This is a genomic window from Stenotrophomonas sp. SMYL11 (genome assembly GCF_036320005.1).
Taxonomy (GTDB): Bacteria; Pseudomonadota; Gammaproteobacteria; order Xanthomonadales; family Xanthomonadaceae; genus Stenotrophomonas; species Stenotrophomonas maltophilia_A.
Window position 1 is genome coordinate 109,535 of the sequence record NZ_JAWIRS010000010.1, and the last position, 26,284, is coordinate 135,818.

A 26,284-nucleotide genomic window follows, 5' to 3' on the forward strand; every position below is an offset into this window, starting at 1 on the left:
CTGCTAGAGTAATACTTAGGTCTTACTATGATAGCACCCTTGTCAAGCCCTCCCAGTGCTCCGTGGTCGAATAAACTTAGCGGTTGGCATAGACATTACAACGAGCATCTATGGCATCGCTCAATACCCTCCTCATTCGCTTGGCGGCGCTGGTCACTGTCCTCTCGCTGGTCTGTGCTGGAGTGCCCGCCGCATATCAGCACGCGAAGCTTCGAGCAGCACGGGAGCTGGTCGAACGTACCCGCGAGGTCATAAACGATGACACGACCGCGTACAGCGTGGTGGCCGATGCGGTGCCAATTCTGGATTCTGCACTGACTGAGGCCGCGCAGCACGAGCACATGAGAGGCCTACTCGTGGAATTCACGATTGGCGTCCCGCTGATCGTTTGGTTTGTCGTCTTGGCTGTAATGTGGTGGTTCAAGGATGAAGAATTGGCGTGATAGCTGAACTGTTCACTTTCAGGTAGAGTCGTTTCCTGTCTTTTAACTGGCCGTCGTGTACGGTACGAACCGTTTGGGGAACGTAGGCGTGGGAGAACGCGCGATGGCTACGGATGCATACAGCCAGGGTCGGCTCGGCTCGTTGTTGGTCATGGAAGATGATCCTGACCTCTCAGGGATGTTGAAGGAAATCCTGGCGATGCAGGGTTACGAGGTCGATGTGGTCGCCTCCGCTGCCGATGCATTCGACCGCATAGAGGCGAAAGCATTTCACGCGGCGATCTTAGACATCCAGACGCAGGACGGAGCATCAATGTCCGTCGCCGATTACCTGCTGTCGCACCGAATTCCCTACATGTTCGCGTCCGGGGTGCCGAACCCGCAGCTCCCTGACGCTCACCAGTGGGCGACCTTTCTCCCGAAGCCGTACCGCATCAAAGAACTCATGAGCGCCCTTGATAGGACTCGCCAAATCGGCATTCCTGTTTAGGCGCGTCCATGCGCCAGTAGTTCAGGTCCGGCGTTTTAGGAAACGCTTTGTAACCGTGTCGTAGGTCTGCACCGGAGGACCGCTGTAGAGGTCCGTCGAGCAGGCCATGAGGACTGCTTCGGTCGCGTTGTGGCCTGCCTTCATGGCGGCCAGGGCAATCGCACCACCACTACCGGCGACGAGGAAGTCGCGCCGGAGGTCGAGAGGGAGACCGTCGTGGTAGAAGGCCACCGGGTTGTCCCGCAGGCCGACCACGAGGATCGTGTACTCGCCCTTGGTCAGTTCGTCGAATCCCTCCGACAGCTCGCGCACGGCTCGCTGGATGTGGGAAGTGGTGCCCGCGCCGAACACCACCAGGTCGCGCCCGGTGGTGTCGGTGGTGCGGTAGAACTTCTCCTCCTCGTACCGCAGATCACCAGCGGTGACCTGCGAGTCGATAGCAACGAGCCGGCCGTCAAAGGCCAGCGTGGTCACTGCTTGATGTGCTCCCGCCAGTAGCTCGGGGTGAACGCAGCCCACTCGATGTCGTTCACGTCATCCCACAGGCGCTCCGCGGCATTCCGCAGGTGCTCCCACAGGCCGCCGAGGACGACGTAGGGCAGCGCCAGGAACACGACGACGAACAGCCAGCCGGTGTAGGTGCGACGGGAGGTCTCGCGCAGGCGCTCCAGGAGCCACTGCGAGGCGAGGGCAATGCGTAGCGCTACGTACCCCTTAGCGCGCTCGTAGGCGCGCACCAGGCGCTCGCTGGCGCGGTTGTAGATGGTCTTGAAGTTCATGGGTTCCGGTTAGGTGTTGCGGATGGTTGCCAGGGCCTTCGCGTAGAGCGCGTCCCAGGTGTCACGGTGCGGCTTGCCCGGCCGCCAGTTGCGGACGTAGTAGTCCCATGCGGCCTGGGGGTTACCCAGGGCGGGCAGCGGACGCGGATCGGTGAACAGCAGCAGGCGAGCGAACGCACAGGCGAGCACGTCGTCGGAGGCGAGCGCCTCGTTGACCGCAGCGGTCGAGGGACGCTCCAGACGCGCGGAGACGAGCTGTGAGGCGCGTGCGGAGGTCGCCGGGTGACGGAGTACACCTGCGGTGCCGCCGCCCGCCTCGAACTGCCAGAAGCCGCGTGCGGGGCCTTTGATCTGCCTGCGGTGCTCGAAGCGAGATTCCTGGAGACCAATGGCGAGCAGCATGACCTTCGCTTCGGGAGTGAAGGCCACGCCGGGGAGCAGCCGGGCCGCCGCGGGGATCAGGTTGTCCCTGACCTCCACGAGGCTCGGCAGCTTTGCGTCGGTCATACCGGCGCGTAGGGGTTCGACTGGCCGCCCTGGGTGTGGCAGCAGGGAGCGTGGTTGCAGTCGCACGGCGTTACCGGCGCGGGTGCGCTCGGGCCGTCGTTGTCGTCGTCGTTCTTGCGGCGCAGGAACAGGTACAGCAGGCCAGCGGCGGCGAGCGCCATCAGCCACGCAGCGAGCGTGTTGGACATTGGGTCTCCTACAGGATGTCGAGGTAGTTGTCGGGTGACGGCATGCGGCCGGTCACGGACTGGATGAAGGAGGCGTACTCGCGGTCGAGCAGCTCCTCCAGGTAGCGCTGCTCCTCCTTGGACACGTCTCGGGAGAGCTGGTCGGCCCAATACTTCACGGCCATCGCCAGCGCTTCGAGGCGGTCGTCGTGGCGCAGTGCGCCGCGGTCGCGCGTGATGCGCGTCAGCTGGTAGCACAGCTGGTACTTCTGTTCGGACTTCTGATCGGCGCGGATGATCGAGGCATCGACCACCAGGCGGTGCTGGTTCAGCACCGGCTCCAGCACGTCGATGATTCGGTTCTCCTTCGAGGTGCCGTAGTGCTTCACCTCCTCGATGGAGCACGGGTACACGCGCGCCAGGACGCCGGAGAGCATCTTGGCGAACATGCCGTCACCGAAGTTCGCCTCAATGAGGACTGCGGAGACCTTCTCGGCGCGCGCGATGTGCGCCAGGGTCTCCAGCGTGTCGTCGTCGTAGCCGCCCTTGGTCGCACCAGCGCGGCGCGCGTAGAGCATGCCGCGAAGCATGCCGACGACCGCGTAGCCGGTTTCGTCGCCACCTCGGCCCGAGGGGTCGATGGCGAGTACCTTGCCGGTGAACTCCTCCATTTCCGAGGCGAGGTACATGGGCCGGTACAGGCGGTCGCCAGTGAAGCCCACGGACGGGATGTCGCTGACGATGTACTCCGGGCCGCTGCTGTAGACCACGCGGATCGGAGCGACCTCGCGGTCCACGTCCATCACGATCAGGTCGGACAGCTTGAGCGGGTACTTCTCGGCGTCGGACAGCGACGCATCGAGCATGAACTGGAGCATGAAGCCGGAGCGTCCGTAGGACGCCTCGCGCTCCATCAAGTCCTCATCGGAGAAGCGGACGCTCTCGCAGTTCTTCCAGGCGAGCTTGGGGTTCGCGTCGAACGCATCGGCGATCATCGGCGCGAGGCGGTCGCCGTACACCTGACGGTGCTTGGTGTCCTTCGGGTAGCGCGCAGGCCAGATGCGGATGACGTAGCCGCGCTCGGGCAGCTTGTTGTAGAGCGACTCCTCGGTCTGCGGAGTGCCGAGGTAGATGATCTCGCCGCCAGGCTTGAGCACCGCGTCGAACTCCTTGACCAGCTCGGCGAGCTTCTCGCGCTGCACGACGGTCATGGAGTTCTTTGGGACTTCGATGTCGTCCGCGATGATGGTGTCGGCGCGGGAGCCGGTGAGCTGGCCGTTGATGCCGACCGACTTCACCGAGGGCGACTGATCGGGCTGCGCGGGACCGACATCGAACGCCAGGTTCGAGTTGCGCTGGTCGGGACGCGGGCGCAGGTGTTGCAGCTCAGGCAGGGTTTCGATCAGGCGCTTGACGAACACCGAGAACGCATCGGCGCGTTCCTTCGATGCCGAGACCACCATGATCTTGTGCTGGGGGTCTTTCCAGAGGAGCCAGCAGACGTAGGCGGCCGTCACCCAGGACTTGCCGACGCCGCGGTACGCCATGATGACGCGACGGCGCGGGCCGGTTTTCAGGAACTCGCAGATGTCGTACTGGATCGGAGTGGGGCTTGGTAGCCCCAGCTCCTTCCAGACGTACCAGGCGAAGTTGCGGAAGTCCTCGAAAGGGTGACGAACGTGGAGGCTCGTCATGCCCTCCATCAGTTCAGCCGCCCATCCTCAGCGGGATCGAACGGGAACTCGGACACCTTGTCGGCCAGCTTGCCCAGCGGTGAGCCGGGCGGCGTGGCCGCAACGTCGATGCCGTTGTCCTTGAGAAACTGCCGGGCCACGTTGAGGATCGAGGCCAGGCCCTTCGCGTCCGACTCCATCGAGTCGATGGTGTCGGCGAGCTTGTCAGCGACTGCGGCGTGCAGTCGCTCCAAGGCATCCTTGGGGGCGGTCACTTGTTGACGACGCGGTTCAGTACGGTCTCCAGCGCGGACGTGCCGAGCGACGCCAGGATGCACGCGAGCGCGACCTGGGCGACGAAGGAGACGCCGGGGATGAAAATGACGATGGCACCAGCGGCAAGGCCGGTAGCGCCAGAGAGGATTGCGCGGCCGAGCGCCTGCTTCCAGGTGATCGGATCGTTCGACGTGAGCATCTTTGCGATGCCCACGATGAGGCCGACGCCCGCGAGAGCGCCGACCAGCTTCACTTCATCGTGCATTAGGTCTCTTGTAGGTGGTGGATGCGTTAGAGCGGACGACCGAAGCTGTACTCGTAGTTGCCGGTCAGGGTGATCTGCGTGACGCCATCGGTGACGACGACTGTGAACTGCCCCATGCGGGAGGTGTTCCGCCCAGAGGCGGTCACAGTGCCACCGAGGCCGCTGCCGGAGATCGACGCGCCGCCTGTGACGGAGCGGGAGACCACGGAGTAGTTGCCGGTGCCGCCCGAGCAATAAACGCTGAACGACTCGCTGACCGTGCCGTTGGTGGACTGAGGCCAGTTACCCATCAGGTAGCTCGGCGACAGCGATGCTTGGAACGGCGTCGCCTTGACCGCGTTGTAGAACTGCGAGGCGTAGATCGGGCCGCTCGTGGGGACGCCGTAGTTGGCCGGAACGTCGGGCACCAATCCACGTCCTCGGTAATACTGGTCCGCGTAGATCGGGTAGCCGCCGCCAAACTCGGCGCGGATCATTTCCCAGGAGATAGGGCCGGAGCCGGGGAGGGCCATCAGGCACCTCCCCCAAGGTCCGCGACGCGCTTACGCAGCGCCTGCACCTCAGCGATAAGGAAGGGAATAGCCTTCTCCCACTGGATCGTCTTGATGCCGTTTGCGTGCGTGGCGACCATCAACGAGTAGACCTCCTCGGCCTCCTGCGCGATGCCGCCGACCTCGTGATCCGCGCTCGGGTGGAACGTGGGATTCAGCTCGGCGATTGCCTTGGCATCCCAATCGAACTCGCGTACACGGAAGCGGTCGAAGAAGTCGGCCACCTTGGAGGCCGAGGCGTCCACGATGTTCTTCTTTAGACGCGCATCGGACGCATAGGCGACGATGTTGCCCGTGGCGACCCAATTGTTGCTGCCGTCGCGGTAGGCGCACCACGAGAAGGCGTTGCTGGCGAGGAAGCCGTGGTTGTTGTCGTTGCAATGGAGCCAGTGCGTGGTCCCGTTGTCGGAGTCGTAACAGGTGATGGTTGGCGAGTAGCTCTCCAAACGGAGGTCGCCACCGCTACCGCCTGGGCCAGCGATAAGGAATCCCTTGCCGCCGTAGGTGCGAACCCAGGTGCTGTCCTGCATCCAGATGCCGCCGCCGTGCGCTTCCGAGTACCAGCCGGTGCCGGACTGCTGGGAGCGGAACCAGCCAGCGTTGAGGTAAATCTGATCGCCGACCGTCAGGCGGCCCGCAATGTTCGCAGCACCGTTCCAGTACAGGTTGTACCAGCTGTTCGTGTTCACGCGGGTGATCGAGCAAACGTCATCGCCAGCGCCGTTCGTTCCGTGGATGTACGCGGTTCCCGCTGCACCCATGCCGGTCAACCGCAGCGGCGCGCCATAGGCCAGAGTGACCTGCCCGGTGAAGGTTGCGCCACCCAGGCTCGCCTTGCCGTCCAGTGCGGACTGGAGGCCGCTGACGTTTGCGATGGTGTGCGTGTGACCGGCGTCGGCCTTTCCTGCCGGGTTGAAGTTCGCCGAGGTCCAGACGGTGCCGCCAGCGTTGAGGGACGCGACGCCACCCGTGCCATCGCCGAATCGGAACTCCAGCGAGTTCGCAGCTGGCGGCACGTACACATAGCGATCCAGCGACCCCAGGTACATGACGCCGGACGTGGCCTCGCCGCCAAATCCCTGCACACGAATCTGCCCGGAGGCGAACGTCTTGACGCCACCGATGGACTGATCGTCGGTCACGTTGACGACGTTGGCGATCTCGGCGGCGGTATGCGTGTGGCCGATTGCCGACTTCCCGTCGAGCGCCGCTTGCAGCCCGGTTACGTTTGCGATGGTGTGCGAGTGGGACGCCGCCGCTTTGCCGTCGAGCGCGGACTGGAGGCCGGTCACGTTGGCGATGGTGTGCGTGTGCGTCGCCGCCGCCTTGCCGTCGAGCGCCGTCTGCGTCGCGGTGCTGATCGGCTTGTCGAGGTCGGCGGTATTGTCCACCTTGTCGAGGCCGACCTGCGCCTTGGTGTGCGTGTGGGTGCTCGGCGGGTAGGTCGTCGGCTTCCCGGTGACGTGGGTGTTGAAGTCCACGTCGTCGCGGGTCGCCAGCGCGCCCAGGCCGCCGATGTCGCCAGCCACGAGGGTCACGTCGCCCTGCTTACCGGCGACGCTGGTGACCTGATCGGTGTTGTCGATCTTCTCCCAGGTAGCGCCGTAGAGCGCCTGGTCGCCGACTCGCCAGTGGATGTCGCCCACAGTGCCTTCGCCGACCACCTTGTAGAAGTGACCCTTCACCGGGTTGGCCGGGAACGCACCAGTGCCGGCATCCCACGATCCCATGTAGACCAGCGAGCCAGTGACGGCAGCCTGCGCCTGGGCGGCCCAATGCTTCGCCGAGAACTCGCCCGGCGAGACCTCGGTGCCCTGCGGCGCGTTCGCGTACAGGCCAGCCTTGTCGCGGGCAGCCTCGGCAGCGGCCTTGGCCGACGATGCGGTCTGCGCCGAGATCGAGGCGGCAGACGCCGAGCCGGACGCAGCGGAGGCATGACCGGCTGCGGTGGTCGCCGAGCCAGCAGCCTCGCCAGCCTTGGTCGCCGCGGCGGACGCCTGGGCTTCCGCCCGGTTGGCCTGGGTGGTCGCCTGAGTGACCGAGGTCGCTGCGGCGGTCGCGCTGTCGGCGGCTGCGGCAGCCGATGCTGCGGCAGCGGTGGCGTCAGCTTCCGCGCGGTCGGCCGCGTCGGTCGCATAGCCCAGGATGGTCTGCGCCTGATCCCGTGACGTGGCGGCAGCAGTCGCCGCTGCTTGCGCGTCGGAACGCGCCTGACCCGCTGCGGTGGCCGACGTGCCCGCCTGGCTTGCGGAGCCAGCCGAAGCCAGCGCCGAGGTGGCCGAGGCCGTCGCCGAAGCGGCGGCGTCCACTGCGGAGCTTGCCGCCTCGGTCGCGCTGTCGGAAGCCTCGGCCGCCTTGGCAGCAGCGAAGGTCGCCGCGTCGGCGGTGGCCTGCACGTCGTCGTCGATGCTCGCGGCGGATTCCGCAGCGCGCACGGCGGATGCTTCGGCAGCGTCGGCGAAGCCAGAGGCGTCATCTGCGGACGCCTGCGCGGCGTTCGCCATGCCGGTTGCCACGGACACCAGGTCGCGCACCTGCACGACCGAGCCGGTCAGCTCGTCGGTCAGCCCGGCCACGTCCTTCTGGAGCTGCGGGAACGAGGGGAGGGTGTGGTTGTTGCCCAGGCCGTCCGTCACGACGACGGTGCCTTCCTCCTGAGTCAGCAGCGCGATCATCTGATTCTCGCGCCGGTTCCAGCGGTCTACCAGCGTCGAGAGGCGCGAGGCCAGCTCGGCGTTGGAGACGTAGCCGGGGGTAGTGCTCATGCGGTGCTTGGGTTCTCTCTGAGGGTTATCGGATGCCGAAGGCGAAGCCGCCAATCGACGTGATGAGGTAGTTCGGGTAGGCCGGGGCGTCGTAGCCGTGGACCTGCGGAGGCGGGCTGGATGCGCGGCACCGCACGCGGAATGCGCGGGCACCGCCTGTCCATGCGCCGGACGCCGAGAGCGTCACCGACTGCTCGTAGGTGTAGAAGTTGGACGCAGTGAAGGTGTTGCCGTCGCCGCCCATCTGCTGAATCAACGCGCGGTACATCGGCGGCTCGTGCGAGGCGATGACGACCCACACAGAGTCGCGCAGCTCCTCCAAGATGACGTGCAGCCCGTAGACGCGCGTGTTCGCGGTGACGGTCACCGACACGGAGGGCGTATGACCCTCGCCAGCCAGCACCGGAGCGCCGAGCCAGAACTCGTGGATCGCCACCCAATCGCCGAGCGGGATGAAGTTGTTGCCCGCCTGGTAGCAGAGGCTCGTTGCCCCGGTCCACCACACGCCGGTCGCCGACTGGAACTGCCCAACGATGTTGGGAGCATTGACGCGGCCTCGGAAGAACGCGCCGCCGTTGCGGTCCACGTAGAACACCGCGTTGTTGGCGTTCTTCGCGCCGGAGCCGACCCACAGGGGCCAGTCGCCGAGGTTGGAGATTTCCACGCGGAACTCGGCAGCGTTGACGATGTTGCCGTTGCCGTCGAGGGTGTGGGTCTTGAACGTGCCGCCGTTGATCGTGCCTGCGTTTGCCGTGAGCGCGGCCAGGGAGTTCACCCTGATCTTGTCCGCAGTGATCGTCCCGTCCACCACCAGCGCACCCTGGATGCCCACGGTGGACTGGCCGCCGACAGTGCCGATCACGAACGGATACTTGATGCTCGCCAAGGTGCCGCCCGAGGTGTACTGCGGGTGGACGAAGGCGAAGCGATCCGCGGTGACGATGAAGTCGCTGCCGGTCTGCGGGTTGGCGGAGAGGGCGATACCGGCGACCACGGGGACGCCGTTGATGGTGCCCGCGTTGATCTTGACCGAGTAGTTGGCCTGCCACTGACCGTACATGCCGGAGTGCTGCCCGGCGACCACGTTGAACTCCTGCCGGATGGTGGCGAAGTCGCCGTCCTTGAACGCCTGGACCTGCGTGGCCGCGATGGCCTGTGCCTGCTCGGCGGTGATCTTGGTGGTGTTGAGCTGCTGCACCAGCGCGCCGGTCGGAGAGGTGACATCCAGGTCGGCCTTGCGCCAGCCGGTGCCATCCCAAATCTGCGTCAGGTACGCGCCGGTCTGCACGGTCTTGACCCAAAAGGTCGGAACCTTGAAGCCGCCAGCGGGCGGGGAGGGCTGCGCGTCCGAGAAGATCGTCGGCGCGGTGCTGGTCTCCAGCGTGGATACCTGGGAAGCCAGGGCTTCGCGCGCGGACGCTTCGGTGTCGATGCGCTGCTCGAAGGCGGCCGAAACCGCCGACACCTGGCCGTCGATCTCATTGGCAATCCCCTGCGGCACGTTCGCGCCGTAGCTGGCCGCCATCTGCTGTCGGAATGCCGTGTTGGCACCCTCGGCGTCCGTCAGGGCTTCGGTGGTCTCGGCCAGGCCAGCGATGTTCTCGCCGTGGCGGACTACTGCCGTCTCAACGTCGGACACGCGGGCCTTGGTTGCGTCAACCTCGGCCATGACCGCGGTGCGGACCTGCGCCGCGCTGTCCTCGATCTCTGCGCCGAGGCGCTGCTCGGTGGCCGCACGCGCCGCTTCGGTGGTGCTCTCCACCTCGTCGATGCGCTGGTTGAGCGCTGCGGAGATCGTCTTGCCGTTCTCGACCACCTGGCCTTGCAGCTCGGTGATCGCCTCGACGCGCGCGGAGCGCTCGTCAGCGATGGCGCGATTGACCTCCAGGAATCGTGCCTGGCTACTTTGCTCGCCGTAGTCCACCCGCGCGAACAGGTCGATGATCTGCTGCGCGATGACCTTGTTGCCTTCGGTCAGCAGTCCGATCTCGTGGGTGGCCGTGCTGATCTTGTCGCCATAGTCGCGCTGCACGTCGAAGAACTCGTGCGAGCGCATGATTTCCTCCAGGATCGCCTCGGCGTTCACGTCGATAAGGTCGATGCGGGTCAGCAGGTCTTGCAGTGCTGGCGAGCGGAGGAGCTGCTCGATGATTGCGTTGAGGTCCGGGTCGCCACCGGGGTTACCGGGGCCGCCACCGGGGAGGCCGCTGCCACCACCGAACTCGGCGAGTTCCTGGTGTGCGTACAGCAGTTGGCGGAACGACTTGGACAAGTCGCGCGCCGGGAGGTTTGCGCCTTCCTTGTAGTTGACCAGGAGGGCGTCAATCGGCGTGAATCGCCGGATGGTCACAGTGTAGGGTGCGTCGAGCACGCCATCCTGCGACGGAATCTCGATGGTGCTGGCGTCCACCCACGACACGGAGACAGCGCGGGCCGCGTCCGGTTCACCGACGAACGCCCGGATGTGTTCGCGGGCGATGTACGGGAACGGCACGGTGAACCGCGTAGGGCCTCCCTCGTAGGTGTAGAGCACGAAGGAAAGGCCGCGCGATAGTTCGATCATGCGTCCTCAAAAAGGTGGAGGCCCCGAAGGGCCTCCTGGTTACGGTCGATCAGTCCCGTCCTTGCGGTCAGGGAACTGCTGTAGGGCTTGATCCGCGGTGTTGCGGACGCCCGTCATGTTGTTGAACCACCAAATCTTCCAGAAGTCGCGCATCTGCTTCTCGGTGATCTCCTCATCGTCGCGGATGGCCGAACCGATCATCCGCGTGCTGCCGTAGACCTTGTTGAACAGGTCGATGGACGGGATGCCCATCACGCCGTTCTCCAGGCCGGTCGAGCGGTTGTTGGCGAACACCGGGTCGTTACCCAAGGCGTCCGCCCACACGGCGTCGGTGACCGCGGGGATCACGTTCGACCAGCTCGATTGCGCGACAGCGTTCTTGTAGAAGTTCTCCTGCGTCAGCTGCTTCTTCCGCTGTTCGGGGTTGCCCGCAGTGTTGATGTACGTGCGAGCCGCCCAGCCCATGCCTGCTGCCGAAGTGGACAGCACGACCATCGCGTAGGTGCGCCAGTCGTCGTAGTGGTGGACGGAGTTCAGGAAGTGGCGGGTGTAGCTGTTGACCATGAAGCTGCGGAACTGCGTGACGATGCGGCCGGTGGTGGAGTGCATCAGCTCGATGCTGTCCGAGGCGTCACCTTCGAGAACCTGGTGTCGCGTCACGCGGAACAGGAAGGCCGCCATGCGCTCGCGCGTCTGGAACGGCAGCTTGTCCGGGTCGATCTGCTCGATCTGCCGCTTGCCTTTGAGGTAGCCGAACACGTCGGCCTGGGCCTTCTCGTCGAGGCCCCAGGTGCGCAGGCGGGCCACTTCGGCGTCCGACAGCTTCTTGGCGTTCGCCATGTCCAGCAGCCGCAGCAGCGTGGCGCGACCGGCGATGCGTTGGAGCATCGTGTTGATCGGGGCCATGCCGGATGCGACCGAGGTGACGTGCGTCGCCATGTTCATCGCGTTGTCGATCTTCTCGCCGTGCTTGACGTTGAACGTCTGCGGCACTAGCGCATCCTCGTCCAGGCGCAGGAACGGCGGGTTGCGCAGCCAGTCGGTGCCGGGTGCGAACAGCCGCTCCATGACGCGCGCCTCCTGCGAGGACAGCTTGCCGTCAGCGCCGCGCACCAGGAAGTCGCGGGCGGCACCCACGGAGTTCCAGAAGTTGCGGAGACCGGCATGCGCGATGGTCGGGCCAAGCTCGGCGAACAGCGAGAAGCCGACCTGGTTCATCACGCGGGCGAAGTTCCAGTTGCGCAGGAACCGCGCGTAGCGTGCGCCTCGGCTGGCGGGATCGAGTTCGGTGCTGCGGCCGAAGGTGGACTTGAGGCCGATGTCGATCAGGCGCTCGATGTCCTTCACGTCGTCGCCGGACTTGCGGGCGTCGCTCTTGAGCTTCGACACGAAGCGGTCGAGCTGTGCGCGGTTCTTGATGCCAGCCTTCGACGACAGCGCCGACCAGCCGGTGATCTCGCGCATGTAGCGGGTCATCACCGAGTCCACGTCGTTGTCGAACAGGTCGGCCATCGAGACCTGCACGTCCTCGCCAGCCTCGTTGCGGATGGTGGTGGAGTAGGTCTCGTCGAGGTCGATGCGCTTCTTCGCGCGGTCGAGCTTGCCCGACTCGTAGGTCTTGCGCTCCAGCTTGGACAGTAGCTCTTGCGACCGCACGGGCGAGACGCCCGCCTCGGTCAGCATGTTGCCGATCTCCTCGACCGAATCGCTGTCCAGCGGGCGGACCAGCAGGTCCATCCCGTCGCCCTCGAAGTTCGCTTGGGCGCGCTTGAGGTAGGAGCGTGCAACCGCCCCGAGCAGCTCGTCGTCGATCTCGTCGCCTTCGTCGGTGGTGGCCTCCCAGGCGCGACGCATGGCGGGCTTGATGAGCTGCTCGATCACGTCGTCCTGGTGAAGCTGCATCTCGCCGAACAGGCGCTTGAAGCCCTTGCCACTCCAGTAGCGCGGCAGGTAGCTGCCGTTCTGCGCCACGTTGGCGAAGCCGTCGAGGTTGCTGTCCTGCGCCAGCTTGAGCGCATCGCGCATCGCCTTGGCGACGCTGCCGGCCGCCTTGGCGGCTTCCGGTGATACGTCAGGCGCACCGCGCACGGCACGGCCGACCTCCTCGTTGAACTTTGCGCGCTCGGAGAAGTTCCACCAATGGGTGCCTGTCCGTTGCTTGTAGGCGTCCCATGCGGCGTTCACTCCGCTCCGCCATTCCGTCTCCATGACGGCCAGGTGGCGCTTGGCGAACTCGCTGGTGGACTCCTGGACCGCGACGGAGCGATCGGTGTAGCCGACGCCATCGCGGAACAGCAGGCGGCCCGCCTCGCGCACCAGCGGCGACTTGGCGCTACCCATGCGGGCAGCAAGGTCGCGGCGGACGGTGGCGAAGTGGGGCGTGATGTGCGCGTTGACCAGCGCCTTGTCGGTGAACTCCTGCTCGAATGCGCTCTCGTTGCGCAGCGGGAGGACGCCTGGCGTGAGGTCGTTGGCGGCGGTGCCTGCCACGCGGGCGGCGGACAGCGAGTCGTCACCGGCCAGCCGCTTCACCACGTCAGGCTTCACCTCGCCGTCGAACAGGGCACCCCGGCGAGCGCCGAGGGCACCACCGAACGCGAACGACAGGGCGGCGCTCTGCACGCCATCCGCGAGCGTCTGCTCGGGGTCGTAGGTGGAGGTTGCGGCCGACATCAGCGCGGAGGTGCCCGCAGCCTGTAGACCGGAACGCACCGCGTTGGCGAGGCGTCCGGCCTTGGCTGCGTACCCCAGGCCGCCCGTGGCGAGATCGAGGCCGGTTGCCACCGGGTCGGTGAAGCCGAGGGCGATCTGTCCGCCCAGGCCGAACTGCGCCAGGTCGTCGTCCGCCATCTGATTCATAAAGGCCACGGATTCCAGATAGGAGAGGTGCTCGTCGGACGTGGCCCGGCCGAACAGCTCCCACTGCTCCGGGCGCAGGCCCATCGACTCCCAGCGCTTGCGCGCGTCTGCGGGAATGCGATAGCCCTGCTGCGGCTCGTAGCCCAGCTCGGTGATGAAGCGGTCGATGAAGCCGATGCCGCCCTTTGCCTGGGCAGCGCCCCATCCGTCCCATACGGTCGTCTGATCCTTCCGGCGCTCCGCGGCCTCTCGCTGCTCCTTGCGCTCGCGCACGGCTTGCACGATGGGCTGCTGGGTTGCCGGCTTGACGATGTTCTCGTCTGCGCCGGGTAGGGATTCAAACATGCGGTCTTACTTCCTCGTCAGGTACTCCAGGAAGTCCTCGGGGACTGCCGGGGTGGTGGTGGTTTGCTTGGTGCCCGCGTTGGGAACCAGCGGCTTGGTGAGGTCGAACTTGGGCAGCTCGAAGGCGGGAGCCTCGGCGGCGCTGGCGTCGCGCTTGGCGATGGCCGCAGGGACTTCCGTGGTCGCCGACTGCGAGCGCAGGTCGCGGATGTTCCGGGACTGGTCCGCCCAGGTGGTGCGCTGCTCGACCCGACGACGCGCCTGGGATTCCGCAAGGTCTCCCTTCCAGCGCTGGTGCTGTGCCGCGATGGCACGCGGGTCGAAACCGATGGCGCGGCCGGTGTCCGGGTCAGGGATCAGCCAGTTGTCGGGGCCGACGATCTGCCACTGCCCCGGATTGCGGGGATTGGGCAGGGCCGACAGCTCATCCGGGTCGCGGCCGAGCTTGCGCGCGACCGTCTGGATCAGCTCGTCTACCGCTGGCTCGGCACCCTGCGGCATGCCGATGTTTGGCACGCGGCGGCCGTTGACGGTCGTGCGCTGGGCGTCGATCTGACCGACCGCTGCACGGATGGCAGCTTCGCCGGACACTCCGCCACGCGAGGCGATGCGCTCGGCTTCCTGGCGGATGCGGTGCAGCTCACGCGGGTCACGCGGCTTGCCGTCGATCTCCAGGTAGTCCTTGATGCCGGACTTCCAGGTGTCGTTGATGACCGAGCGGGCCTCCTCGACTTCCCGCTTCGGTTGCGTCAGGACGCGAGCGGCCTCCTGGTGAGACTGACCGCTGCGCCGGGTGTCGTAGAGGTACTGGTCCAGCATTGCGGCAGCCTCGCCGCCAGCGACCGTATCGGCGTACTTGGGCGAGACCTTGCGGAGCTGTTCGTACAGCGTCGCGGCGTTCTGGAAGTTCTCCTGGAACGCCGGGTCAGCGCGCTTGAGGATGCGTTCGAGCTGGGGGATGACGATGCCCTGCCGTGCCCACTTCTGGAGCACCTGGCCGCGTGCGGCCTGCGGGGTTTCCTCCCACTCCTTACCGGCCTGCTTCTTGAGGTCGGCGTCGCTGATCTCGTAGGGATTGCCCCCGGCTACCAGCTTGCGGATGCGCTCCTCTCGGGCGCGCTCCTTCGCTTCCTGCTCCCAGCGGCGAAGCGTCTGCTCCTGCTGGTTGTTCCAGTATCGCTTGAAGGACTGGAGGTCGCCACCGCTCAGGCCGAATTTACTGGCCCAGGTGTCGATGGTCTTGTGGGTGAGCTGGCCGCGATCCGCGAGGCCCTGGAGCGTCCACTCTGCCTCGGCCATCGCCTGCTTGCGTGCCTCGTCCTCGCGGTGTGCGATCACGCGGGCACCAGCGGCAGCCGCCGCGCGCAGCTCGTCGCCGTGCTCGGTGTTCATCAAGCCGGGCTGGCCGTCGCCGCGGTCCTGCTCCAGGAACGCCAGGATCGACTGAGGATCGCGGTTGCCTGCGGCCAGCTCCTCCTTGGCGGCCTCGACGTAGAGTTCGTCCACGTCGCGCTTGTTGAGATAGGCGTACTCCTCCTGGTCCAGCATCGCGTACAGGCCGTTCATGCCCTCGGAAGTGAGGAACGTGCCGCCCTTGATGCCGTCGCGGATGATCGCGGTCAGCGACTCCTTCTGCCGGACCAGCATTTCCCGCATCGAGTCGGCCTGCCACTGCTGGCGGACCTGCTGCGCGGCGCGCATGGCGACCGGCATCAGGGCCTTGCGGACCTGCGGGTCTTGGAACTCGGGGTTCTGCGTCAGCGCAGCCATCCGCTCCTTGATGAGCGGCTCGATGTCGGTGCCGGGTTCGGCCTTGGCGATCTCTTTGGCCGCTTCGATCTGCCAGTCGCGGACGCGGATGATGCCGTCTGCCTTGAGGTAGCCGCGACGCCATGACTCCGACTGCTGGGCAACGAAGTCCTCGGCCTGCCGGGGCGTACCCTCGGCGTCCTCCTGCATACGTTGGGTCGCCGCGGCGCTGTACTGCTCGCGGCTGTTTGAGATCATCTGCGAGTTGACGGAATCCGAGACGCGCGTCAGCACCGCAGCGGCGGTGCGAGAGAGGACACCGGCACCAGCGGAGGACGCTTGGTCAGCCTGCACCGCCAGAACGGGGCGCTCGGCGAGACGCTGCGGCACCTGCGCGCGGCGGATGATCTCTTGGGGTTTCGTGCGAGCCACGGGTTACTCGTCTCCGGGAATGGAATAGCGCTTGTAGGTTTGGATGTTGCTGTAGGCATTCGCGCCTGACTGCATCACGCCGCCCAGCGCCTCGGCATTGCCGGTGCGGATACGAGCGCGTGCTTCGGAGCCGCTTTCGACGACTCCGTTCCTGCGGTTCTTCTCGATGAGGGCCACGTCACGGCCAGCCTGGGCCATGATGTCGTTCGCCAGCAGCTCGACCGAGTTGCCGGACACTGCCGCTTCTGCTGCGGAGGCGCGCATCGCGGATCGCAGTGCGCGGGCCTCCTCCATGCGCTGTTGGGTGCGCTCGGCGGCCTGGTCGTTGATCTGCTCCTGCTGACGCTCCGCGGCTTCCTCGATGGCCTTGTTGTTCTGATCCTGGCCGTACATGGTCGCCATCGCGCTGACTGCGGCGATACCGACCTGGACTGCTACGGGGTTGCACATGGGGTCTTGGTTACTCGGACGAAGGGTGTCTTGGCGAAGCCGTAGGCGGACTCGACGCCGCTCTCGCGGAAGCCAAGCCAGCCGAGCCATCGCCGCGTGGTGACGGCGTGGACATCGACGAAGTTGAAGATGGTGCCGAAGGTGGCCGACCACTCGTCGCTGATCCGCCGAGCTTCTCGGAGGAACGTGCGGCAGAACGTGGGAGCCACCAGGGCGTCGGTGCCCAGCAGCCAAACCGAGGCGATACCCTCGGCGTGCTGGCTGAAGCCGAAGATGCACACGGGGGAACCGTCGTGCATCGCGGCGAAACTGCGGTCGCTCGCGGTCACTGCAAATGCGAGCGCCTGGAGCGGGGTGTGACCATGCGAAGCCGCCACCTCCAGGATGTCCTCCTGCCGCATGTTCTCGGCGACGTGGAGGATGTCGCTGGCGGTGGGGCTTCGATAGGTCAGGGTCATACTCGGCTGCGGGAGACGAACATGCCGCGCCACTGTGCTGACTGGAACCAGCACTGGAACGGCAGGCGGTTGACGAGGTGCATGCGGACGCTGTTGGCGTCGCCCAGCACGGGGAACCGGCGAGAGCCGGAGTGGAACGTCGGGGCGCTGGTGCGGAACACCGAGTCGTTGAGGACGCGCGCGGTGTACGCACCGGAGTGCGACGCCACGTAGGTCTCGACGCGGCCATTGCCGTGCTGCTCGACCTCCAGCTCGAAGTACGCGCCATCCTTGTAGGCGACCTCGATGTCACGCACCTGCGTGCGGCCCACCAGCACGGCCTGGTTCTGCCCACCGCGAACGATGGGCTTGGTCAGGGTGAGGCGGTGCTCGTAGTCCATGCCGACGACCACGCGGCCCTCGGTGTGGTTACCGGGGAGCGCAAGGCGGGTGCGGGCGTTGTCCCAGCGCGCCTTGGTGATGTCCAGGTACGCGCCGGGGTCTTGCCAGTCGTCCGTCTTGAGGACGGTGACCGTCATGCCATCGGGCACGATGTAGGGCAGGTCGATCCAGGTCTCGTTGCCGAACTGCTGATAGGTGGGCTGCACCACCAGCATGCGGTCGAGCAGGAAGTTGTAGTCGCCCGTGGCATCCGTGTCGTGCTGGTTGAGCACCATGCGGAACTTGAGCAGCTCGCAGCCGCCGCCTGGGGCTTCCGCGACGGCGTACAGCACGTCGTTGATGGCGTGCATGTGGACGATGCGACCGACGCCGGAGATTGACCAGCGCGTCCATGCGGACTGCTGCTTCTCGTCGCCGATCCAGCGGACGAAGTAGACGTAGAGCTGCGCGTCGGTCGGCTCGTCAGGAGCGAAGAACACGCAGTCGGCACCACTTGCGCTCGCCATCGCTCGCATGCGGCCCGGCATCAGCTTGGGCACATGCGCCGTCACGTCGGCGGCGTCGCCGGTCACCGACAGGTCGTCGATGAAGTATTCGCGCACGCTGGCGTATGCGCCGCTGTCCTCGGTGAAGTACAGCGACTCGCCCATCAGCTTCGGCCGGATGTACGGCGAGCTGCTGTAGCTGTTGACCGGATCGCTCTTGACGTTCTTGGCGGCCAGGTACGGCTCGGCGGTCAGGAGGAACTGGCCGCCCGCAGCGGCAAGGAACAGGGCCGACTGGAACGGGACTGCGTGGTAGAGCGTGGTGACGCCGTTAGACCCGCTGACGCTCACGTCGATGGGGTCGGCGTCGAGCACCTGGGTCACCGAAGTGCGCCAGAGGTTGAACGGATCGGAGACCTCGGACATCAGCACGTTCTCCCCGGCCAGGAAGCCTAGGCGGTCCCGGTGCTTGAACACCTCGCGGATGCGCTGGCCGTCGATGGACGGGAACGGGTTGCTTTGCTCGTCACCCGCGAGGCGCGCGGTCCACTCCGGTCCACCGAAGGAGAACCAAAAGCCGTCCGCATGCACTGGATCGGGGATGCGCTTGAGGATGTGCGGCATCGTCTTGGCATCGAAGCGGTGCTTGATGCCCGGCCGGGCGACCTCCAGGTAGACCGAGGAGGACTGCTTCTGGACGTAGTAGTCGTCGAATTGCGATTCGGACGAGCCGATGATGTTGTAGATCGCGCCGGTCGGCACAACGGCCGAGCCTTTGTCGCCGGGCTTCGGCAGGTCGGACATCGTTTGCGCCGATCCGTACAGCGAACCGGGCGACAGCTCATCGCTCTGCTTCACGTCTACCAGCCGGTTGACGATGAAGGTGGTGTCGGAGAACGTCGCCAGCGCGAAGCACGACCACGCACGCTGTCCCTGGGTGTCCAGGTAGTTGAGCGCGTCGCCCGTGGCGTTGACGGTGTATTCCTTGCCGGTCTCGTGGTCGAACACGCGGATGCTGCGGTGACCCACGGCGACGATGTAGCGCTCGTTCTCATCGCGGACGATGGAGTGGAAGGCACAGTCGTGATCGAGGGTGACGCCAAGGCCAGCAACGAACTCGGCGGGCGGGCGCTTGCCAGCGCCCATTGCGGCATGCAGCCAGGCGTTGATCGCCTTGGTGAGCTGGTTCGGCGAGCGGACGGTATCGTCCTGCTGCGACTCGCCTCCCAGGAACGAGGGATAGTCCCCCGTGATTAGCGGCATCAGCGGTCCCAAATATCAGACACGTCCGTCGAGCCACTGAGGAAGTTGTGGCCGCGGGCGTAGGTGAAGTCGGCGTGCTCCTGCGCGAAGATGAGGTATGCCTCCTCCTCGTGCTTCTCGGTGAACACGTAGAGCTGGTCGCTACCCAGCACGCTCGTCTGGAACAGACGCGCAGCGCGCACGGCGATGTAGCGGCGGGCCGACTCGGGCAGCTCCTCGTAGGCGAGGAACCAGGTCACGAAGTCGGCGGTGGGGGCCGACGAGAACGTGTCGGCGAGGGTGAGCGGGTTGATGAGGCGCGTGCCTCGGATCACCAGCGGCTCGCTTCCGCGTGCGGGGACGAGCTTGAGGATCGACTGCGGCGGCAGCACCTTGCCTTCCGCGTTGAGCGTGAAGGTGAACGACTCGCTGGTGTTGAACCACCAGCCAGCGGTTTGGACCTCGCGGCTCACCGCGCGGAGGGTGTCGCGCGCCTGCGAGGCGTACAGGTTGCCGAGCGCTTCGAGGTCGCTGATCGGCGCTTCGCCGATAGCACCGAGCAGCACATTGACGGCTTCGAGTTCCGTGGTCGGAGTGAGTTCGAGGTTCATGGATTCGGGGCAAAAAAACGGGGGACACCCATGTGGATGTCCCCCGTAGATGGAGAGAGATTGAAGCGCCGCGGGATTTGCCCAACGGCGCGGTATTGCTTACGGGGCCTTCGACAGCTCGATGGCACCGCGCGGAGCCAGGATGCCGTGACCCAGCGCGTACTTCGCCAGCATCAGGGTGCCCTGCTTCTCGCCCTGGTACACGTCCTCCAGGGACAGGTCCAGCAGCTTGAGGGTGCCGACCGCCGAGCGGTGGAAGATCACGCCCACGGTGTCCGCGAAGTTGCCGCGGTACTTGGCCGGGATCGAGGCCAGGGCCGACTCATCGACACGCGGCATCGCGTTGATCTTCACCAGCGGGATGCGGGCGACCGAGGAAATGATCGCCTGGCCGTAGGAGCCGTTCGATTCCGCGTTGATGTCGCGGTCGATCAAGTCCTTGTTCTCGGTCAGCAGATACCACTGAGCCGGGGCCAGTGCGCCAGTGAACTCCTGCGGGTTGTCCGGCAGCAGCTTCTCGTCGAACAGCATGCGGGCGTTGCGGAACGCATCGGCCAGCACGGTCGGATCGGAGGCCATCGTGGCGGCCTTGATGATGGCACCACCCGGCTGGCCTTCGACCTTGCCTTCGGTGGTACGAGCGGCCAGGATCGCGCAGCGCAGCTCGTTCTGCATGCGCTTGAGCGCCAGCTCCGCACCCTGCTGACGGGTGTACTCGGAACGCACGTCGTAGTGGTTCATCGCCTCGTCGATGTTGGCGATGAAGGCGTGCGAGATCAGCATCGGATCGAGGGTGATGATGGTCTCGTTGTGCTCGACCACCAGGCCCTTGATCTCGGTGCCCGGCACATGGTACTCGGAGCCGATGGTGCCGACGTTCGGGAACGAGGCGGACTTGCCGCTCTCGATGTTGCGCACCGACACGCGGCCGTCCAGCTTGTAGTTCTCGACGAAGCTGGTGATGGTTTCAGCAGTGTAGTTCTGCTTGAACAGCGCCCAGGCGTCGCCGTTGGCCTGGGCTTGACCCAGGCGGGAGGGGATTGCGTCCGACATTTAGTCCTTGCTTGAGGTTGAGTGGATTACTTGAACAGCGGCGACACGGCCAGGCGGGCGGAGACTTCCGCGCGGTAAGCCGGATCACGGTGGTAGCGCACATCGCGCATCGCTTCGACGACCTGCGCCTGCGACTGGAACGGCTTGGGGCCTGCATCGGCGTTCGATGCGGTCTTGCCATTCAGAAGGCGGCCGTTGCCGCCACGGAGGGCGACGAGGCCCTGGACTGCCAGCGCTGCGCGGCCGGCGTCGCCGGACTGCACCGCTTCGTTGAACGCCCGCTTCTGCTCGGCGCTCAGGTTGGTCTTAGCCCACTGGACCAGGCCGTCGTAACCGGCCTTGCCACCTGCGGGCGAGTAGACGGCGTTCTCGTAGGTCTGCACGCGAGCGCGCAGGCCATCGACGTACACGTCCACCAGCTCCTTCGGATAGCCCGCGTCCTGGAGCTTCTTGTAGCTCTCCTCGGACAGCGAGCCGTTCGAGTTGAACTCGGTGGCGAAGTCGTCCAGGTTCAGGCCAGCCCGCGCCAAGGCGTCACGCGCGTCATCCGCGGTGGCGTCGTCGATGGTCGCGGGGCCGCCCTTGCCACCCTTGTCGTCGGCTGGCGTGCTCAGTTGTGCGTAGGCGGCTTCCAGCTCCTCCACGGTCTTGTACTTGCCGCCGAACAGGCGCTCGCCATCGGTGCCACCCTGCGCGCCCGGTGCGGGCTGCTGGGTGTCCTGGGAGTTCTGCGGCGGCTGCTGACCTGGGGTCGGCTGGCCGTTGATGCCGTCAAGGCTGACGGTCACTTCGGACTTGCCCGGCTGCGACATTACTTGTCCTCGGGCTTGTAGTTGACGATGACCAGGCCGTTCGTCTTGCGGGTGATCTCGGCCTTGCCCTTACGCTCGACGCTCGGAGCCTTCGGGGCTTCCTTGGTCGGCTTGGCGGGCTTCTCGGTGGTTTCGTTCGACATTGCGTCCTTCTCGGGGTTACGGGGTTTGGGTCATCGCTGAGGCGATATTCGGAGCGGCACGGACCATCGCCTCCTGCGCCGAGGCGTCCTGCTGCTCGGCAGCAAGCTCGTCGTCGGAGCGGATCAGGCCCTTGGTGGAAATGTCGGAAGCGGCGGCCAGTCGGGAGATCGCCTCGCCACTGTTGAGGCGGCGCGCCTTCTCCTCTGCGCCGACAAGCGCATCCACTGCCTGACCGAACTCGATCAGCTTGTTCAGGTCGTGGCCGCGGCCGAGGGCGGCGATGCCAACGGTGATGCGCGGCTTGATGAGTTCCTGCGGCAGCTCGGGCAGGCGACCCTGCTTCTGGAGCTTGTGCAGGCGGCGGCGGATCAGCGGCAGCAAGAGCTGCTCGCCCGACATCGCCATGAAGCCGCTGAGGGCGTCGTCGAGTTCCTGGGTGAGCACCCGGATTTCGTAGGCGGTCACGCGCTCGCCGGGGCGCTGCACGGCGGACTTCACGCCGAAGATCAGCTCCAGCGAGTTCGCCAGCCCTTCGGCCTCCTGACGCACGAAGTTCAGGTCGTAGGCTTTCTGGAGCTGGAGCGTGGTCACGTCGCTGGCCTCGCCACGCAGCACCGCGCCGGACTCGGCCTCGGTGAGCTGGCGCTCGCGGATCGTCGAGGTCGGCTTGAGGAACATGATGATCTTCGCCAGCGCGGCGGCACCCTTACGGATCGCCTTGCGCAGCGCCTCCAGCGACTCGAACGCGCCCACGTAGTCGTAGACCAAGCCCTCGCCGTAGTCGTCCACGAGGGACGGCGGCGCGCACAGGGGAATCCACGGGCAGGCGTCGATGGGGTAGGTGCCCACGGTCTCGGGGACTTCGACGCCCTCGACCTCCTGGACCACTTCCCACTCCTTGCCATCTTCCGAGCGACGCACCCAGGTGTAGAGGTTCACGTCGTCGTTCTTGGTCTTTTCGTCGCGTTCCTGGGCGAGCTTCTGCATCACCGCCGCGCGGATCGAGTCCGGCAGCATGGCCGGGGCGATCTTGTCGAGCGTGATGATCTCCAGCACGTTGCCCAGGCCGTCGCGGTCGGTCACGTAGGAGGTCAGCGGATACAGCTTAGGCTTGCCCTCGTCGGGGTCGTAGAGCAGGAAATTGCCGAGGACGATGGCGTGCTTGGCCGCCTCGCTGAGGACCGGGCGGACGCCGCTGGTCTCCAGGTCGTTGACGATGACCCGCTCCACGTCCACCAGCGCGGCCTCCAGTTCGGAGGTCTCCACGCCAGCCTGCTCGGCGATGTTCTCGGCGACTGCCTGGTCAGGCGCGAGCTTGAACACCGAGGCGTTCGGCGGGAGCCAGGCCAGCACGATCTTCGAGGCCAGGGCGTTGACGCACTTCGGGCCGGTGTCGATGTAGGCGGAACCGGGGGTACGCGATTTCGCGCCCTCGTCCACCCACAGGCGGGGCAGGGTAACCTTGGCGCAGCGCTTGGCGCGCGTCTCGGCTTCTTTGCGGTTGGACTTGAGATCGCCGTAGCGCTTCGCGGCCGTCTGCTTCTCGGCCGAGGTCTGCTTGGCGTCAGCCATTCGGAATGGTCAGTCCTTGGTACTGCGTTGCGTTGTTCAGGTCCAGTCGGACCTTGGACTTACGCCGCTGATCGGCCGCGTGGCCGGTCGGCTGGGTGTCCTGGCGGGTCAGCAGGATCGGGTCTTTCTCCTGCTGGTCCGGCATGTTGGGCTTGCTGCACATGATTAGCGGGCGCGGTGCTCCATCTGCTCGACCTTCCGCAGCGCCTTTAGCCGGAGGATCAGGCGGCGCTCGCCCTGCCGGAGCAGGAACTCCTCCTTCGGCTTGGCGGGGTCGTAGATCACTTCGGGGTGCAGTTCGTCCAGGAGGTCGATCAGGTCGTAGGAGTGCAGAGGGATTTGCATAGAACTCCTGGGTTATGAATAGGTGGGGAAACTGTCGTTTCCCCCGATGATGACCACTAAACCCTTAGAGTCGGGCCAGCGATTCCGCGACCATCCGCAGGCGGTGGATCGGGCCGTTGTTGTCGATCACGGTGTCGATCAGGTCGCCGTGGACGCCTGCCTCGGAGGCATGCGCCGAGACCGGGGCCGCGCTGTCGCGGAGCACCTGGACCACCTGGCCGCCCCACTCACGGATGAACTGCGCCTCGTTGTCGAAGCGAACGTCCGACACCACGACGCCAGCAGCGCCGTCGCGGCGGGCCTGACGGATCTTCTGCGCGACCACCTTGACCCACAGGTCGCGGTCGATCATTTCACGGCCCCACTCGGTGCCCACGGTCTGCATCAGGCGGCGCGGGGTCTGCCCGTTGAGCCAGTCGAGCGGCTCCTCCTTGAGCGGGCCGTCCTCCATCGCGGACACCGGCAGGCCGGTGATGTCCGCCACGAAGGCGCGGATCGGGGCCGCGAAGGACAGCTTCACGAAGCCGTGGTCGCTGACCAGGAACTCGGCCAGGGTGTCTTTGCCGCTGCGGGCGCGGCCGGTGATTCCGATGATCTTCATGGGGACTCCAAAAGAGAAACCCGGCCTTAGCCGGGTACAATTCGTGTTCGTTATGGAAGGAGACAGGTATGGCGAGTTCTACGCCGAGTAACACAAACGGAGCGGAAATCTCTGAGCTTGCACAGAAGCTCTATGGCCTACAGGAGGCGATGGATGCGCTCGTGGCATCAGGGCAAGCACAAGGAATTCAGCGAGAGCGCTACGATGCGGCCAAGCAGCTCATCACAGATAAGCTCACTGAGTTCAGCTGCACGTATGAAACGTTGACTACGCCGAAGGCGATCCAGCTTTGGGTTTTCAATAGCCGAGAACCCGTAAGTCGGAATCCGTCAGAGATTGCACACTGGAAGCAGTTCTACGTGGACGAGTTGCGGTAAGCAGGATCAGGTGGCTTGGTTGTCGTCAGGCGAAACACCGGGCGATCAGCCAAGCCGCGCCAGCAACGCCGACAGCGGCCGGCCACAGCTTGACGCTGCCAGCCGAGCGGTACAGGGTGCGTTCGAGGGTGTTGAGGCTGCGCCACCACAGCCAGGCAGCGCCGTAGGCGACGAAGGCGAACAGCACGGCCAGCACGGCGACGATGGTGATGAACAGGATCAGGGTTTCCACAGCTTCACTTCCTTGGTCTTGGGGTTGTAGTCGCCGTAGCGCAGGATTCGCGCGAGGCGTGCTTGGCGGATCGCATCGTGCTTCGACAGCGGCTCGGTGCCGCCGCGGGGGATGCGGGTGGTGTAGGTGGTGACGACGGTGTTCCACAGCGCGCCGAGGTGCTCCTCGACGGACGCATCGCGGTACGCCTCGTGGATGGGCATGAGCAGCTCGTCCGCGCCCTTGTGGCCGATGCCGGGGAAGCCGGGGTAGTTATCCACCTGGTCGCCCGTGAGCACCTGCTTCATCCAGAACAGGTCAGCGTCGTGAGCCGAGATCGGCCGGACGCCCACGTCGGGACGGTTGGGGTTGTAGAGACGGATGCCGGGGATCGTCTGCATGTCCTTGTCGATGGACACGACGATGCGGCTGCCTGGCGCGCGCTTCGGATTCGGGTGCGAGGCCAGCAGCCCCAGCACGTCGTCACCTTCCAGGTTCTCGATCTCCACGATCTTGTCGCCGAACTCGTCGTAGACGAACTCGTCGAGCACGTACCACAGGGCAGGCTTGTCCTTGCTGGCACGGTTGAGCTTGTAGGTTGGGTCGATGTCCTTGCGGAAGTTGTGCTTCTTGCAGGACAGGGCCAGCAGGTAATCACGCGCGCCGAACTTCTCGACGATCTCGTCGATGTAGTCCTCCAGCTTCGCCTTCGCGCGCTCGGGCTGGATCGCTTCGACCTTGTTGCCGTCGCCGTTCCAGTCGATGTTCGCGGTGTTCGAGAACGCGAGCTGGTAGCGCAGCACATCGGCGTCGATCAGTAGCAGGGGGCCGCGCTTGTTCATGCGTCCACCCACTGCCATCCCAGGAACGCCAGCGCGAACCAGCGGTGCAGCCAGTTCGGACGCTCCCGGACCTGCACGAAGAAGTTGCCGCCAATGACCCAGGAACCGGCCGCCTGCGGTGGCCGATAGGTGACGTAGGAAGTCATGGCCGCTTCTCCGGGTAGCGCTCATACCACGCCTGTAGCTCGGCGGCGTAGCGCTTCATTCCGGCCTGGTACTCCGGGCCGTCGCCGAGCGGGTACTCGTGCTCGTCGCACACGAAGTCGGTGGTCGGGATGGTGTACGGAATCTGCGTGCAGGAGTTCCCCGTACACATCGACTGCCACATGATGATGTAGGAGTTCTCGCTGTGCCCTTTCAGGCACGAGCCATAGTCCGCACTCGGCGGCCAGGGCTTCATATCGCACGCAGCGAGGCCAGCACACAGCGCCAGGATCAGGAGAGCGCGCTTCATACCATGCTCTCGTGTACGGCGACCCAGCACTTCTCGCTAACGCGGCGGATGAAGTAGGTCGCGGTGCTCCACTCCACGGGGCGCAGCATGCGCTCGGTGCAGCACGGGCACTTGGCGTTGTAGGCATGAACCTCGGGCTGGTGTTCGAGCACAGCCACGCGGTAGGTGGTACACGGATCGATCACGCGGACATCGCCGTCAGCGGGGCCGCCAATGAAATGCACGCGAAGCCGGTTCTCGTTCATCGGTTCGATTCCTTGAGGACTTCCAGGGCGCTCGCCTTGTCGGCGTTGCAACGCTGGAGGCCGTCCTCGGCGTTGCCGCCGAAGCGGTAGAGGTCGTAGGTGGTGGTGGTCGGGTCAGCCATCACGGCGTCGAGTGA

The 26,284-nt window shown here is 65.6% G+C and carries 32 protein-coding genes; 3 read left to right on the forward strand and 29 right to left on the reverse strand.

Annotated elements, in window-relative coordinates; all coding sequences use genetic code 11:
• Positions 1–110: 110 nt before the first annotated feature.
• Positions 111–443 (forward strand): hypothetical protein, encoded by a 333-nt coding sequence (locus tag V3B46_RS14675; protein WP_032961798.1) that lies wholly within the window; start codon positions 111–113, stop codon positions 441–443.
• Positions 444–594: 151 nt separating this feature from the next.
• The gene (locus tag V3B46_RS14680; protein ID WP_157173538.1) at positions 595–933 is read left to right on the forward strand and encodes a DNA-binding transcriptional response regulator; all 339 of its coding nucleotides are present in this window, start codon (positions 595–597) and stop codon (positions 931–933) included.
• Between the two features lie 21 nt (positions 934–954).
• Here the strand turns inward: V3B46_RS14680 and V3B46_RS14685 are convergent, their stop codons facing one another.
• The 23 genes from V3B46_RS14685 to V3B46_RS14795 all read right to left on the reverse strand — a co-directional run bounded on the left by V3B46_RS14685 (position 955) and on the right by V3B46_RS14795 (position 24,018).
• The gene (locus tag V3B46_RS14685) at positions 955–1,407 is read right to left on the reverse strand and encodes a hypothetical protein (RefSeq protein ID WP_005412387.1); all 453 of its coding nucleotides are present in this window, start codon (positions 1,405–1,407) and stop codon (positions 955–957) included.
• The gene (locus V3B46_RS14690; protein ID WP_005412388.1) at positions 1,404–1,712 is read right to left on the reverse strand and encodes a hypothetical protein; all 309 of its coding nucleotides are present in this window, start codon (positions 1,710–1,712) and stop codon (positions 1,404–1,406) included. The genes V3B46_RS14685 and V3B46_RS14690 overlap by 4 nt, the downstream gene beginning before the upstream one ends.
• A gap of 9 nt (positions 1,713–1,721) precedes the next feature.
• A complete protein-coding gene (locus tag V3B46_RS14695; protein ID WP_065426719.1) occupies positions 1,722–2,219 on the reverse strand; it encodes a hypothetical protein in 498 nt (165 codons plus the stop codon).
• Positions 2,216–2,407 carry an LPXTG cell wall anchor domain-containing protein gene (locus V3B46_RS14700; RefSeq protein WP_005412390.1) on the reverse strand — a complete coding sequence of 64 codons (192 nt, stop codon included), beginning with the start codon at positions 2,405–2,407 and terminating at the stop codon, positions 2,216–2,218. Before V3B46_RS14700 ends, V3B46_RS14695 begins: the two co-directional genes overlap by 4 nt.
• 8 nt (positions 2,408–2,415) lie before the next feature.
• The gene (terL, locus tag V3B46_RS14705; RefSeq protein ID WP_032961836.1) at positions 2,416–4,080 is read right to left on the reverse strand and encodes a phage terminase large subunit; all 1,665 of its coding nucleotides are present in this window, start codon (positions 4,078–4,080) and stop codon (positions 2,416–2,418) included.
• 8 nt (positions 4,081–4,088) lie between these two features.
• A complete protein-coding gene (locus V3B46_RS14710) occupies positions 4,089–4,334 on the reverse strand; it encodes a hypothetical protein (protein WP_032961803.1) in 246 nt (81 codons plus the stop codon).
• A complete protein-coding gene (locus V3B46_RS14715; RefSeq protein ID WP_005412393.1) occupies positions 4,331–4,600 on the reverse strand; it encodes a phage holin family protein in 270 nt (89 codons plus the stop codon). Before V3B46_RS14715 ends, V3B46_RS14710 begins: the two co-directional genes overlap by 4 nt.
• A gap of 26 nt (positions 4,601–4,626) precedes the next feature.
• Positions 4,627–5,112, reverse strand: coding sequence for a hypothetical protein (locus tag V3B46_RS14720; RefSeq protein WP_126411773.1), 486 nt, complete (start codon positions 5,110–5,112; stop codon positions 4,627–4,629).
• Positions 5,112–7,916, reverse strand: a complete 2,805-nt coding sequence (locus V3B46_RS14725; protein ID WP_005412395.1) for a tail fiber domain-containing protein — start codon at positions 7,914–7,916, stop codon at positions 5,112–5,114. The genes V3B46_RS14720 and V3B46_RS14725 overlap by 1 nt, the downstream gene beginning before the upstream one ends.
• A 25-nt stretch (positions 7,917–7,941) precedes the next feature.
• Positions 7,942–10,479 (reverse strand): phage tail fiber domain-containing protein, encoded by a 2,538-nt coding sequence (locus V3B46_RS14730; protein ID WP_005412396.1) that lies wholly within the window; start codon positions 10,477–10,479, stop codon positions 7,942–7,944.
• A gap of 39 nt (positions 10,480–10,518) precedes the next feature.
• Positions 10,519–13,611, reverse strand: a complete 3,093-nt coding sequence (locus V3B46_RS14735; protein ID WP_329892241.1) for a hypothetical protein — start codon at positions 13,609–13,611, stop codon at positions 10,519–10,521.
• A gap of 78 nt (positions 13,612–13,689) precedes the next feature.
• On the reverse strand, positions 13,690–15,864 hold the full coding sequence (locus V3B46_RS14740) for a hypothetical protein (protein WP_032961810.1): 2,175 nt from the start codon (positions 15,862–15,864) through the stop codon (positions 13,690–13,692).
• Positions 15,865–15,867: 3 nt separating this feature from the next.
• Entirely contained in the window at positions 15,868–16,266 is a 399-nt protein-coding gene (locus tag V3B46_RS14745; protein WP_032961812.1) for a virion core protein, T7 gp14 family, read from the reverse strand.
• A 32-nt stretch (positions 16,267–16,298) separates the two neighbouring features.
• Entirely contained in the window at positions 16,299–16,772 is a 474-nt protein-coding gene (locus V3B46_RS14750; RefSeq protein WP_005412400.1) for a hypothetical protein, read from the reverse strand.
• On the reverse strand, positions 16,769–18,901 hold the full coding sequence (locus tag V3B46_RS14755) for a phage nozzle protein (protein ID WP_005412401.1): 2,133 nt from the start codon (positions 18,899–18,901) through the stop codon (positions 16,769–16,771). Before V3B46_RS14755 ends, V3B46_RS14750 begins: the two co-directional genes overlap by 4 nt.
• Positions 18,901–19,491 carry a hypothetical protein gene (locus V3B46_RS14760; RefSeq protein ID WP_005412402.1) on the reverse strand — a complete coding sequence of 197 codons (591 nt, stop codon included), beginning with the start codon at positions 19,489–19,491 and terminating at the stop codon, positions 18,901–18,903. The genes V3B46_RS14755 and V3B46_RS14760 overlap by 1 nt, the downstream gene beginning before the upstream one ends.
• 99 nt (positions 19,492–19,590) lie before the next feature.
• A complete protein-coding gene (locus V3B46_RS14765) occupies positions 19,591–20,544 on the reverse strand; it encodes a major capsid protein (protein WP_005412403.1) in 954 nt (317 codons plus the stop codon).
• Positions 20,545–20,570: 26 nt separating this feature from the next.
• A complete protein-coding gene (locus V3B46_RS14770) occupies positions 20,571–21,356 on the reverse strand; it encodes a capsid assembly protein (protein ID WP_005412404.1) in 786 nt (261 codons plus the stop codon).
• Positions 21,356–21,499 (reverse strand): hypothetical protein, encoded by a 144-nt coding sequence (locus V3B46_RS14775; protein WP_004154577.1) that lies wholly within the window; start codon positions 21,497–21,499, stop codon positions 21,356–21,358. The genes V3B46_RS14770 and V3B46_RS14775 overlap by 1 nt, the downstream gene beginning before the upstream one ends.
• A 16-nt stretch (positions 21,500–21,515) precedes the next feature.
• The gene (locus V3B46_RS14780) at positions 21,516–23,072 is read right to left on the reverse strand and encodes a portal protein (RefSeq protein ID WP_005412405.1); all 1,557 of its coding nucleotides are present in this window, start codon (positions 23,070–23,072) and stop codon (positions 21,516–21,518) included.
• Positions 23,065–23,217, reverse strand: coding sequence for a hypothetical protein (locus V3B46_RS14785; RefSeq protein WP_005412406.1), 153 nt, complete (start codon positions 23,215–23,217; stop codon positions 23,065–23,067). Before V3B46_RS14785 ends, V3B46_RS14780 begins: the two co-directional genes overlap by 8 nt.
• 20 nt (positions 23,218–23,237) lie before the next feature.
• On the reverse strand, positions 23,238–23,417 hold the full coding sequence (locus V3B46_RS14790; RefSeq protein ID WP_005412407.1) for a hypothetical protein: 180 nt from the start codon (positions 23,415–23,417) through the stop codon (positions 23,238–23,240).
• A gap of 64 nt (positions 23,418–23,481) precedes the next feature.
• Positions 23,482–24,018, reverse strand: coding sequence for a deoxynucleotide monophosphate kinase family protein (locus tag V3B46_RS14795; protein WP_004154581.1), 537 nt, complete (start codon positions 24,016–24,018; stop codon positions 23,482–23,484).
• Positions 24,019–24,086: 68 nt separating this feature from the next.
• On the opposite strand from V3B46_RS14795, the gene V3B46_RS14800 reads away from it, so the two are divergent.
• The gene (locus V3B46_RS14800; RefSeq protein WP_032961816.1) at positions 24,087–24,395 is read left to right on the forward strand and encodes a hypothetical protein; all 309 of its coding nucleotides are present in this window, start codon (positions 24,087–24,089) and stop codon (positions 24,393–24,395) included.
• Positions 24,396–24,420: 25 nt separating this feature from the next.
• Here the strand turns inward: V3B46_RS14800 and V3B46_RS14805 are convergent, their stop codons facing one another.
• From V3B46_RS14805 to V3B46_RS14830, 6 genes are read right to left on the reverse strand one after another with little or no spacing between them, the layout of a single operon-like run.
• On the reverse strand, positions 24,421–24,627 hold the full coding sequence (locus tag V3B46_RS14805) for a hypothetical protein (RefSeq protein ID WP_005412408.1): 207 nt from the start codon (positions 24,625–24,627) through the stop codon (positions 24,421–24,423).
• Complete coding sequence (locus V3B46_RS14810; protein ID WP_004154583.1) at positions 24,615–25,448, reverse strand: hypothetical protein; 834 nt, start codon at positions 25,446–25,448, stop codon at positions 24,615–24,617. The genes V3B46_RS14805 and V3B46_RS14810 overlap by 13 nt, the downstream gene beginning before the upstream one ends.
• Positions 25,445–25,594: a hypothetical protein gene (locus V3B46_RS14815; protein WP_005412410.1), complete on the reverse strand. Its 150-nt coding sequence runs from the start codon at positions 25,592–25,594 to the stop codon at positions 25,445–25,447. The genes V3B46_RS14810 and V3B46_RS14815 overlap by 4 nt, the downstream gene beginning before the upstream one ends.
• On the reverse strand, positions 25,591–25,902 hold the full coding sequence (locus V3B46_RS14820) for a hypothetical protein (RefSeq protein WP_005412411.1): 312 nt from the start codon (positions 25,900–25,902) through the stop codon (positions 25,591–25,593). Before V3B46_RS14820 ends, V3B46_RS14815 begins: the two co-directional genes overlap by 4 nt.
• Positions 25,899–26,147, reverse strand: coding sequence for a hypothetical protein (locus V3B46_RS14825; RefSeq protein WP_005412412.1), 249 nt, complete (start codon positions 26,145–26,147; stop codon positions 25,899–25,901). Before V3B46_RS14825 ends, V3B46_RS14820 begins: the two co-directional genes overlap by 4 nt.
• Complete coding sequence (locus tag V3B46_RS14830) at positions 26,144–26,269, reverse strand: hypothetical protein (RefSeq protein ID WP_005412413.1); 126 nt, start codon at positions 26,267–26,269, stop codon at positions 26,144–26,146. The genes V3B46_RS14825 and V3B46_RS14830 overlap by 4 nt, the downstream gene beginning before the upstream one ends.
• Positions 26,270–26,284: the final 15 nt, after the last annotated feature.